Annotated in this window: 13 protein-coding genes and 1 tRNA gene; 8 read left to right on the plus strand and 6 right to left on the minus strand. The window is 60.4% G+C overall.

The window, feature by feature from the left end; all coding sequences use genetic code 11:
• Positions 1–58: 58 nt before the first annotated feature.
• From NIM87_RS00400 to ytfQ, 5 genes are all read right to left on the minus strand, one after another.
• Positions 59–787 carry a FadR/GntR family transcriptional regulator gene (locus NIM87_RS00400; protein WP_254672664.1) on the minus strand — a complete coding sequence of 243 codons (729 nt, stop codon included), beginning with the start codon at positions 785–787 and terminating at the stop codon, positions 59–61.
• A 65-nt stretch (positions 788–852) separates the two neighbouring features.
• Positions 853–1821, minus strand: a complete 969-nt coding sequence (gene yjfF / locus NIM87_RS00405) for a galactofuranose ABC transporter, permease protein YjfF (RefSeq protein ID WP_254672665.1) — start codon at positions 1819–1821, stop codon at positions 853–855.
• Positions 1818–2816: an ABC transporter permease gene (locus tag NIM87_RS00410; RefSeq protein WP_254672666.1), complete on the minus strand. Its 999-nt coding sequence runs from the start codon at positions 2814–2816 to the stop codon at positions 1818–1820. The genes yjfF and NIM87_RS00410 overlap by 4 nt, the downstream gene beginning before the upstream one ends.
• Positions 2813–4330 (minus strand): sugar ABC transporter ATP-binding protein, encoded by a 1518-nt coding sequence (locus NIM87_RS00415; RefSeq protein ID WP_254672667.1) that lies wholly within the window; start codon positions 4328–4330, stop codon positions 2813–2815. Before NIM87_RS00415 ends, NIM87_RS00410 begins: the two co-directional genes overlap by 4 nt.
• Before the next feature lie 103 nt (positions 4331–4433).
• Positions 4434–5405, minus strand: a complete 972-nt coding sequence (ytfQ, locus tag NIM87_RS00420) for a galactofuranose ABC transporter, galactofuranose-binding protein YtfQ (protein WP_332017491.1) — start codon at positions 5403–5405, stop codon at positions 4434–4436.
• Positions 5406–5748: 343 nt separating this feature from the next.
• Between ytfQ and NIM87_RS00425 the strand changes: the two genes are divergently transcribed.
• Positions 5749–5824 (plus strand) — tRNA-Trp (locus tag NIM87_RS00425).
• Between the two features lie 278 nt (positions 5825–6102).
• Positions 6103–6909, plus strand: a complete 807-nt coding sequence (locus tag NIM87_RS00430; RefSeq protein WP_254672668.1) for a glycosyltransferase family 25 protein — start codon at positions 6103–6105, stop codon at positions 6907–6909.
• Positions 6910–6925: 16 nt separating this feature from the next.
• Here the strand turns inward: NIM87_RS00430 and NIM87_RS00435 are convergent, their stop codons facing one another.
• Positions 6926–7192, minus strand: a complete 267-nt coding sequence (locus NIM87_RS00435; RefSeq protein WP_254672669.1) for a hypothetical protein — start codon at positions 7190–7192, stop codon at positions 6926–6928.
• Positions 7193–7448: 256 nt separating this feature from the next.
• Between NIM87_RS00435 and secE the strand changes: the two genes are divergently transcribed.
• From secE to rplL, 6 genes are all read left to right on the plus strand, one after another.
• Positions 7449–7643, plus strand: coding sequence for a preprotein translocase subunit SecE (gene secE, locus NIM87_RS00440; RefSeq protein ID WP_254672670.1), 195 nt, complete (start codon positions 7449–7451; stop codon positions 7641–7643).
• A 41-nt stretch (positions 7644–7684) separates the two neighbouring features.
• Entirely contained in the window at positions 7685–8215 is a 531-nt protein-coding gene (nusG, locus tag NIM87_RS00445; RefSeq protein WP_220307226.1) for a transcription termination/antitermination protein NusG, read from the plus strand.
• 114 nt (positions 8216–8329) lie between these two features.
• Entirely contained in the window at positions 8330–8758 is a 429-nt protein-coding gene (rplK, locus tag NIM87_RS00450; protein ID WP_254672671.1) for a 50S ribosomal protein L11, read from the plus strand.
• A gap of 5 nt (positions 8759–8763) precedes the next feature.
• Positions 8764–9456 carry a 50S ribosomal protein L1 gene (gene rplA, locus NIM87_RS00455; RefSeq protein WP_254672672.1) on the plus strand — a complete coding sequence of 231 codons (693 nt, stop codon included), beginning with the start codon at positions 8764–8766 and terminating at the stop codon, positions 9454–9456.
• 306 nt (positions 9457–9762) lie between these two features.
• Entirely contained in the window at positions 9763–10281 is a 519-nt protein-coding gene (rplJ, locus tag NIM87_RS00460) for a 50S ribosomal protein L10 (protein WP_254672673.1), read from the plus strand.
• Between the two features lie 57 nt (positions 10282–10338).
• A complete protein-coding gene (gene rplL, locus NIM87_RS00465; protein ID WP_254672674.1) occupies positions 10339–10713 on the plus strand; it encodes a 50S ribosomal protein L7/L12 in 375 nt (124 codons plus the stop codon).
• Positions 10714–10853: the final 140 nt, after the last annotated feature.

The following is a 10853-nucleotide window of genomic DNA, read 5'->3' on the forward strand; positions in this document are numbered from 1 at the left end:
TCTGGTGTTGAAGCGAGGCTAAGCGGCTTCGGCATTCGCCCGCAAGGATAAAGGCCGGTCAGACCGTCTGGCTCTGGTCGAGCTGACGGCAGGCTTCGTAGAGCTGCGCAGCGGCCTCGGCCTGGCCGCCCTCGATCGCGGCGGTCAATTCCACGAACAGAGCGGCGGCCTTGTCGCGGTAGCTGGCGCTCGGCATGGCCTGGTCGCGCGTCAGCGCCAGGGCGAGCGTCAGTTCCACGACGCCAAGGGTTGAGCGGAGCAGGGGGTCACGCCCGCTTTCGGCGATGACGCCGTGAACCTCAAGGCAGGCGAGACCGAATTGCTCGATACTGTCTCCGGCGGTCTCCATCTGGTGGCACCAGTATTTCAGGAGGCGCACATGCTCTGCCGTCCGGTGGCGGCTGGCGAGTGCGATCATGGGGGCCTCAAGCGCGCCGCGAACGCGAAAAAGGCTCTGGTAAAGCTCGGGATCGGGCGCTGCGTAATAGTGCCAGGCCAGCACTTGGGGATCAAAGAAGTTCCAGCGGCTGCGTGGCGAGACGCGGGTGCCGACCTTGGGGCGTGCTTCCACCAGCCCCTTTGCCTCAAGCGTTTTCAGTGCCTCGCGCAGTACCGTGCGGGAGACGCCGTACTGCTCCATCATCAGCGCATCGCTCGCCAGCACTGATCCGATGGAAAATGCACCGGTAACAATGGCATGACCGATTTCGTTAATGACGAAGGTGTGGAAATTGCGTGCAGCGCGCCGCCCGGACAGCGAGCGGATGAGGCTGCCAGTTTCTATCATGGTCGCGCTTTCTCAGCGCTATCGGCGGGGCATCTTCGTGCCCCGGCCGAACGCAAACCGTACATCTATGACGCTTTCTCTCCCTGTGCCGAGGCTGCAAAGATCAGCCGCTGCAGAACAATGAACAGGAACAGCAGGGCGCCAATGACGATCTTGGTCCACCAGCTCGACAACGTCCCGTCGAAAATAATGTAGGTCTGTACCAGGCCCAGCAGCATCACTCCGATAAACGTGCCAAGCACGAAGCCATAGCCGCCGGTCAGAAGCGTTCCGCCAATGACCACCGCGCTGATGGCATCGAGTTCCACACCCACTGCGGCCAGGGGATACCCAGCCGAAGTATAAAGGGAGAAGACGATTCCCGCCAAGGCGGCGAGAACCGAGGACAGCATATAGACACCCACTGTCGTGCGTGCGACCGGCACACCCATGAGCGAGGCCGAGACTGTGTTGCCGCCGAGCGCATAGACATAGGAGCCGAAGCGGGTGCGGTGGGCCAGCAAGGCGCCCAAAATGAACACAGCCACCATGAGCAGGCCGATGAAGCTGAGCCGTCCGCCGCCGGGCAGGCGGATGATTAGTTCGGAAATCCAGTCATAGAAGTCGTGGTGGATGGGCACGGAGTCCTGGGTGATCACCGAGGCGCCGCCGCGGGCCAGGAACATGCCGGCCAGGGTCACAATGAAAGCGGGCACCTGAAGGTAATGGATCGCCAGCCCCATGACGCCGCCAAATGTCGCCGCGACAGCAAGGGCAAGGGCAAAGGCGGGCAGGGGGTGCCAGCCGGCCCAACTGATCAGAACCGCGATCAGCACGCCGGTGAAGCCGATGACCGCCCCCACCGAAAGGTCGATGCCGCCCGAGATGATGACAAATGTCATACCGACGGCGGTGATGCCCAAAAAGGCATTGTCGGTGAGGAAATTACCCAGCACCCGGGTCGAGAACATGGTTGGAAACTGCATCACCGCCAAGGCATAGGCGATGACAAAGATGATGGCCGTTGCCAGGAGCGGGCGCATGCTGCGGCTCATTTGTGGGCCTCCCGGGCGGTGGCGCGCACTGGTACGATCCGGCTGGCCAGTGGGGACTGAATGACGAGCACAAAGAAGATCAGTGCCGCCTTGACGATGAGGTTGAATTCGGGCGGGAAGCCCGAGACCAGGATGCCCGTGTTCATGGCCTGGATGATCAGGGCCCCCACCACGGCCAGCGGCACCGAGAACCGGCCCCCGAGCAGTGATGTGCCGCCAATGACCACGGCCAGAATGGCGTCGAGTTCGAGCCAGAGACCGGCATTGTTGGCGTCAGCGCCGCGAATGTCGCCCGCGATGATGATGCCGGCCACGGCCGCACAGAGCCCCGAAAGACCATAGACCAGGATCAGCAGCATGCGGCTGCGAATGCCGGCAAGGCTTGCCGCAGCACGATTGACGCCGACTGCCTCGATAAAGAGGCCGATGGCCGTCTTGCGCACGAGCAGGGTCACGAGAAGCATGAGGGCTATGGCGATCACCGCCGCCATGGGCACCCCGAGGAACGATCCCGTGCCGATGTAGATCAGCACCGGATCTGTGAAGGTGACGATGAAACCCTCGGTGATGAGCTGGGCGATACCGCGCCCGGCCACCATCAGCACCAGCGTGGCGACGATGGGCTGGATGTCCAGTACGGCGACGAGGAAGCCGTTCCAGAGGCCGCAGGCCAGGCCAACCGCGAGCGCGGCGGCAACGGCGACAGGTGCTGGATAGCCGGCCACCACCATTGTCGCGGCCACCGCGCCCGCCATGGCCATCACCGCGCCGACCGAGAGGTCGACGCCTTTGGTGGCGATGACACCCACCATGCCAATGGCCAGAATGGCCACTGGCGCGCCCCGGTTGAGAACGTCGATCAGGCTGCCGAACAGCCGCCCATCCTGCCAGGTGATGCGAAAGAAATTGGGGAACAGCAGCCAGTTGACCAGCAATACACCGACAAGGGCGATCAGCTGCGGATTGGCTAGCGGTGTGAGAATGCGCCGCATCATGCCGATGGGCCCTCCCGATGATTGGCAATCGCCTGAACGATCACGCCGGGGTTGATGTTTTCGCCGCTCAGTTCTGCCACCATTTCGCGGTCGCGCATCACCACGATGCGCGAGGAATAGGCAACGACTTCGTCGAGCTCGGATGAAATGACCACCAGGGCCAAGCCCTCGTCGCGCAGGCGATTGATGGTGCGCACGATCTCGGCGTGGGCGCCGACATCGATGCCCCGCGTGGGCTCGTCGAGAATGAGAAATGCCGGGTCCGTCGCCAGCCAACGCGACAGGATGACTTTTTGCTGATTGCCCCCTGAAAGGAGCTTGATCGGCATGTCGAGCGAGGCGGCGCGAATATCCATGGACTCGCCAAAGCGTCCGGCAATTTCCATCTGCTCGTCGCGGTTGAGGGCGCTGAACCAACCCAGTTTGCCTTGGAGCGCTATGATGATGTTTTCGCGCACAGACAAATCGCCGAAAATGCCCTCTGCCTTGCGGTCTTCTGGGCAAAACCCAAAGCCGTTGGCAATGGCATCGGTGGGACGGGCGATGCTGGTCTTCTTGCCGGCGATCTCCAGGATACCCTCGTCGGCCGAATCGGCACCAAACATGATGCGGGCCATTTCCGTGCGGCCTGAGCCGAGCAGGCCGGCAACGCCGATGACTTCGCCCTTGTGGATGGTCAGGTTGAAGGGATGCACGCTGCGCTTGCGACCGTAATTGGCGAAATCGAGCAGGACTTCGCCCATCGGCCGGGCGTCCTCGACGCCTGTGGCGCCGGAAAAGGCGACGTCCTTGCCCAGCATCAGCCGCACAACATCGGTGCGGGTCATGTCATCAAGCGCGCGTGTATCCACCAGCTTGCCATTGCGCAGGATGGTCACCCGGTCGGCAACGGCAAAGACCTGGTCGAGGAAATGGGTGATGAAGACTACTGCGAGACCCCGCGCCTTGAGGTCTCGGATGATTTCGAACAGGCGCTCGACCTCGTTGCGGTCAAGGCTGGCGGTTGGTTCGTCAAGGATGAGCACCTTGCCCGAGAGTTCCACCGCCCGGGCAATGGCAACGATCTGTTGCACGGCGACTGAATGCGCACCCAGTTCGCTGGATGGGTCGATCTCAAGCCCATAGCGCTTGAGAATGCCGCGTGCGCCGGTTTCCATTCGCCGGCGGTCCACAAGCCCAAAGCGGGTCGGCTGGTGCCCGAGGTAGAGGTTCTCCGCGATAGAGCGGTTCGGGAGCAGATTGACCTCTTGATAGACCGTGCCGATGCCGTGGGTCTGGGCTTGCTGCGGATTGTCCAGATGCACCGGCTCACCATCAGCCAGCACCATGCCGCCATCGGGCTGGTAGGCGCCGGTAAGAATTTTGATCAAGGTGGATTTGCCGGCGCCGTTTTCCCCCAGCAGGGCGTGGACTTCACCGGGCCTGAGACCGAAGTCGACCGCGTCGAGCGCTACGTGATTGCCAAAAATCTTGACGATGCCGCGCGCTTCCAGCGCATAGCCGGTATCGCTCATTGCCCCTCCCCGCCGCTCAACCTGCGGCCGCCGTCATGCCTTATCCCCGCCGGCAGGCCGGCGGGGACTCGTTGCCATTTGTCACAAGTCTAGAGTGTTTGGCTTAGTAGCCAAGGTCCTTGCGGCGCTCGTACTCACCGGCCGGGTCGTTCTCGGCCGTATAGAGCTTGGACTCGGTGATGATGAACTTCTCGGGCATGGTGCCGTCGGCCCAATAGGCAGCCAGGGCGTCGAAGGCCGGGCCAGCCATGTTCGGGGTTAGTTCGACGGTGGCATTGGCCTCGCCGGCGGCGATGGCGGTGAAGATGTCGGGAACGGCGTCGATGGAAACAACCAGGATATCCTCGCCTGGCTTGAGGCCGGCATCCTTGATGGCCTGGATGGCGCCAACGGCCATGTCGTCGTTATGGGCGTAGACCGCGCAGATGTCGGCTCCGCCGTTGGACGATTTGAGGAAGGCCTCCATCACTTCCTTGCCCTTGGAACGGGTGAAATCGCCCGTCTGGCTCTGGGTGATGGTGACATTGGCGGCGGAGGCGATGCCTTCTTCGAAGCCCTGCTTGCGATTGATGGCAGGGCTGGAGCCCACGGTGCCCTGCAGTTCGACGACATTGCAGTCTTCGCCGGCAACTTCGCTGACCAGCCATTCACCGGCCACGCGACCTTCCAGTACCTGATCGGAAGCAACCGAGGTCAGGTACAGGTCTTCAGGAGCGTCGATGCCGCGGTCGAGCAGGATCACAGGGATCTCGGCTTCCTTGGCTTCGGTGAGGACGTCGTCCCAGCCAGTGGCCACGACAGGAGCCACCAGAATGGCGTCAACGCCCTGGGCGATGAAGCCGCGAATGGCCTTGATCTGGTTTTCCTGCTTCTGCTGTGCGTCAGCGAACTTGAGATCGACGCCGCGTTCCTCGGCCTGCTGACGGGTCACGGACGTTTCGGCGGCGCGCCAGCCCGATTCCGAGCCGATCTGCGAAAAGCCGATAACCTTGCCGGAAATGTCCTGTGCCAGGGCACCGGAAGACAAGGCGGTAGCGAGGCCTGCCGCGAGGGCAAGCTTGGTTATGATGCTCACAATGAAATCCTCCCAATGGCCGCCCGGCGTATTCGCTTCGAGCGGTGAGAGAACGCTATATAAAGTACTATTATATGTAAAGTGGCAAAGTGCCAGGCCGCAGACAGCGCAGGTCTGGCCGAAATTACGTATAAATTTCAGATAATTAATACGACTGGCAGGTGAGTTGGTCCCCCGATTGGCGCTCCAAGGGAAAAAGTTCCGGCCCCGTTGACCATCGACGATCCGCCGCGGTCAGGGCAGGTCGTGAGGGCTGAGGCGATGGTCAGCCAGGCTTTCCACTGCGTGCCAAATCAGCCTCTTGCATCGCGCGGGCTTTGCCATTAGACACGGCCTCGCCTGAAGGGGTTTAGCTCAGTTGGTAGAGCATCGGTCTCCAAAACCGAGGGTCGTGGGTTCGAGTCCCCCAGCCCCTGCCAGGCACAAATCTGATCGTAGAGCGTGCTCCGATCACTGATTCCACCGTACCAATCACTTCAGCGGGTCGTCACGGCGACACATGACATGCCAGCCCCCGGCGGGGTTTGGGAGTGCATGGGAGCCGGGGACTGACGTTGGAGGTCGCAGGAGGCAAGTCCTGCAGGCCAATAACGCACCGTCGTGGGAAGGGTTGCCTGGTGTGCGAGGCTGAACGCAAATCTGTTGCCTCACCTTGTTGTCTGCCCTAACCAAACGGGACATTTCTGCGAGGTTGGCTGTGCTCCCTATCTATTACATCAATCTGGCTGCGCGCCCTGACCGCCGCGAATTCATGGAAACCCAACTGGCCGGACTGGGCCTTTCTGGGACGCGAATTGAAGCGGCGACGCCTGCCGACTTGAGTGCTGAGGAACTGGATCTCTACTGCAATCCACACCGCGCGCATTTTTTGCGACGCAAGGAATTGGCCTGTACAAAAAGCCACGAGCGGGTCTGGCAGGCGATGATTGACGCGGGTGACGCCCGCGCGCTGGTGCTCGAGGACGATGCGGAGCTGTCACCGGCTTTGCCGGCATTTCTCGCAGAATTGGACCGGCACGACGTCGACATAGTGCGCCTCGAAGCGACGGGGCCAACCATTCGGGTTTTTCCGCCAGTGGCGCCGGCCATTGCCGGAATCGAACTGCGGCCGTTCCGGTCAACGCCGATGGGCTCGGCAGGCTATGTTCTGAAGACCAGCGCTGCCCGGCATTTGCTTGGTCATCCGGCTTTCCGCAATGGCCAAACAGACCTGGTTTTGTACAACCCGTTTCAGGAGCCTGGTGCCTCTCTGTCGAGACTGCAAACTTTGCCCGGTTTGTGCCAGCAGCTGGGAGGTCTCCGACCGGACAAGCTTGACATAGGGCGAAGTGATATTAGCGAAAACGATGAAAAGCATCATTTTGCTCATGAGAAGCCTGTGCAATTTCGGCTGATGAGGCTGCGCGAAGGCCTGGCCAAAGGCTGGATCAATGCCGTTGACCACTTTGCCAGCAAGAAGCAGGGGCTCACCCGAATGCGCATTCCGTTCGCCGAGAATGCGTAACGGTTTGGTTGCGCTTCTACTCTGCGGCGACGGGACGTTTGTCGCTGTGGCGGGCCTTGAGCTTGTTTAGCTGATGAGCGGCGTGGGTGAGGAGCGCTGTGCGCACCTGTTCATGCGGGACCTTGCCGCAGTCGGATTTGACGGGCAGGTCCAGGCCATATTCGGTGACATTGCCATAAAAGCCTTCGCGTATGCGCACCCGGACAACGCCGGTTACGCGGCCGGCAATGGTCGGGTGTGGTCCAAAATGCATCAACTGGCAACCGATGACATCGAAAGACATAGCCCCCTCCAAGAGCGCTGCCTCATTCCGGGCACATTTCATCCAACGACATGGCCGATGGGCGCGCAAGTCAAATTTCTCGGGTTTTGCACTTATGCTTTACATGGGGGCCGTTTCAGCGGTTGAAACGACCTGCATGATTCTCGTTGCGGCCCTGTTGCAATCCTTTGGCAAAGCCTCTAGATAGCCCGCTCTAGCCGTGCGGGATTCCTGCGCGGCCTTTGGTTTTGCACCAAGATACGAAGTAGATTTGCCCATGGCCCGCACGAACCCAGTCCAGTTTCTCCAGCAGGTTCGCTCGGAAGTCAGCAAGGTCACCTGGCCCGGCCGGAACGAGATCGTGATTTCCACGATCATGGTTCTGGTTCTGGTCATACTGGCCAGCCTGTTCTTCCTCACTGCGGACCAGGTCATTTCCTGGCTCGTGTCCTTGATGCTGTCGATCCGCTAATTCGGATCCGTTTTTAGATATTTGGGAGCGGCGACCCTCTTATGGCCAAGCGCTGGTACATCGTTCAGGCGTATTCGAATTTCGAGCGCAAGGTGGCGGAAGATATCCGTCTCAAGGTTGCGCAGAAAAAGCTCGAGCACCTGTTTGAAGACGTGATCGTGCCGACCGAAAAGGTCGTCGAGATTCGTCGTGGCCGCAAGGTGGATACCGAACGCAAGTTCTTCCCGGGCTATGTCCTGGTGAAGATGGATATGACCGACGAGGCATTCCATCTCATCAAGAATACCCCGAAGGTTACCGGTTTCCTCGGCGCGGACAACAAGCCCATGCCGATCTCGGAGAGCGAGGCCATGTCGATCCTGCAGCAGGTGCAGGAAGGCGTGGATCATCCCAAGCCCTCCGTCAGCTTCGAAGTGGGCGAGAACGTGCGCGTGTCGGACGGTCCCTTTGCCAGCTTCAATGGCGTCGTCGAAGAGGTGGACGAGGAACGTTCGCGCCTCAAGGTCGAGGTCTCGATTTTCGGTCGCCCCACTCCGGTGGAGCTCGAATACGGTCAGGTCGAAAAGGTCTGACCACCTGCCGGCATATAGTCGGCAAAACCCGTGGAAGGGGATGGCGCTTAGCCAGCGTCAGGAAACCGCACCACGGCTTCAACTGCTCTTCGGGGCAACACAGAAGGATAGAAAATGGCTAAGAAAATTACGGGCTATATCAAGCTCCAGGTGCCGGCTGGCTCTGCCACTCCGTCGCCCCCGATCGGCCCCGCACTCGGTCAGCGCGGCCTGAACATCATGGAATTCTGCAAGGCGTTCAACGCTGCCACGCAGGAGCTCGAGAAGGGCTCGCCGATTCCGACCATCATCACTGCCTATGCCGACAAGAGCTTCACCTTCGAGATGAAGCAGCCGCCGGTGACCTACTTCATCAAGAAGGCGATGAACCTCAAGTCCGGCTCCAAGCTTCCGGGCAAGGAAAGCGCCGGCACCATCACGCAGGCACAGCTGCGCGATATCGCCGAAAAGAAGATGAAGGATCTCAACGCGGACGACGTTGATACCGCGATGACCATGATCGCCGGTTCCGCGCGTTCCATGGGCATTCAGGTCGAGGGCTAAGAAAAATGGCAAAGATCGCAAAGAAGGTCGCCGCTGCCCGTGAAGGCATCGACCGCAACAAGCTTTATTCGCTCGAAGACGCCGTCAAGCTGGTGAAGTCGAAGGCTTCGGCCAAGTTCGACGAAACCCTCGAGATCGCGATGAACCTGGGCGTTGACCCGCGTCACGCCGACCAGATGGTCCGTGGTGTTGTCAGCCTGCCCAATGGCACCGGCAAGACCGTTCGCGTGGCTGTGTTCGCCCGTGGCGCCAAGGCCGATGAAGCCAAGGCCGCTGGTGCTGACATTGTCGGCGCCGAAGACCTGCTGGAAATCATCCAGGGCGGCAAGCTCGATTTCGACCGCTGCATTGCCACCCCGGACATGATGCCGCTGGTTGGTCGTCTCGGTAAGATTCTCGGGCCGCGCAATCTGATGCCGAACCCCAAGGTCGGCACCGTGACCATGGACGTCAAGGGCGCCGTTGGTGCTGCCAAGGGCGGTGCCGTGGAATACCGCGTCGAGAAGGCCGGTATCATCCATGCCGGTGTTGGCAAGGTGTCGTTCACCGAAGCCGCGCTGCTGGAAAACATCAAGGCGTTCACCGACGCCGTCGTGAAGTCCAAGCCTGCAGGCGCCAAGGGTACCTACGTCAAGAAGGTATCCGTGAGCTCCACCATGGGCCCGGGCGTCCACGTCGAGCCGAACACGGCTATCTAATTCCTATTCCGGGCGGTTCGCCGCCCGGTTTCGCCACTCCCTTGGGAGTTGCGTAAAGTCCTGTCCGAGACTGCCGGTCGGCCGCGAGGCCATTAATTCCGATTTTGGAGCCAGCAATAGACGGGGTGAGACCCAATTCTGGCCGCAAGGCCAATGTTTTGTGGTTCGAACCTAAGCCAGTTGCCTCTCGTGGGCACTCGGTTGGCAGGCACTAACCGTTGTTCCTTTGTCCCGCATGGGGCAGGGGGCAGCAATTGGCAATGGTCCCTTGGCATTCGCCTTGGGGCTTATTTGTGGAGACTAGCTTTGGAAAGAGCGGAAAAGAGTGCAGTCATTGCCTCGCTCCAGGAAGCCCTCGCGGGCGCTGGATCGATCGTTGTCGCGCACAATACCGGCCTGACCGTCGCTGCGTTCACTGACCTGCGCGTGCAGGTCAAGAAGGCTGGCGGCAAGGTCAAGGTCGCAAAGAACCGCCTTGCCAAGCTCGCTCTGAAGGAAACCGATGTCGCGGACATCTCGGGCCTGTTCACCGGCCCGACCGTCATCGCCTATGCAGAAGATCCTGTCGCTGCGCCGAAAATCGCTGCGGCCTTCGCCGAGAAGAACCAGAAGTTCGTCATTCTCGGTGGTGCAATGGGTCAGACTGCTCTGGACGCCAATGGCGTCAAGGCGCTGGCTACGATGCCGTCGCTCGACGAACTGCGCGCCAAGCTCGCAGGTCTTGTCAAGCAGCCGGCACAGAACATCGCTTCCATCCTCGTGCAGCCAGGTGCGGGCATTGCTCGCGTTCTGGCCGCTCACGCGGAAAAGAGCGAAGCGGCGTAAGGCCGTTCCAAACTACCTCACCATTCGAACCCGAACCCAAACTGAAAAGAGTATAAAATGGCTGATCTCGCCAAACTCGTTGATGATCTCTCGGCTCTGACCGTCCTGGAAGCTTCCGAGCTGTCCAAGCTTCTCGAAGAGAAGTGGGGCGTTTCTGCCGCTGCTCCGGTTGCTGTTGCTGCTGCTGGCGGTGCTGCTCCGGCCGCTGCTGCTGAAGAAAAGACCGAATTCGACGTGATCCTTGCCGCCTTCGGCGACAACAAGATCAACGTCATCAAGGAAGTCCGTGCCATCACCGGTCTCGGCCTCGGCGAAGCCAAGGCGCTGGTTGAAGGCGCTCCGAAGGCCGTCAAGGAAGGCGTGTCGAAGGCTGAAGCCGAAGACATCAAGACCAAGCTTGAAGCTGCTGGCGCCAAGGTCGAACTGAAGTAATTTCAGTTCTTACTTGAAATTTGCGAAATGGCGCTTTATGTGCCATTTCGCTTTTCCGTTTTCGACGGGAAGAATCGCCAGGGCCGATTGGATGGGTCCAGGCACCAATTTGCGGAAATATATGACGAATTTGGATGTCG

Origin of the sequence: Devosia ureilytica, from assembly GCF_024273195.1 — a bacterium.
Lineage (GTDB): Bacteria > Pseudomonadota > Alphaproteobacteria > Rhizobiales > Devosiaceae > Devosia > Devosia ureilytica.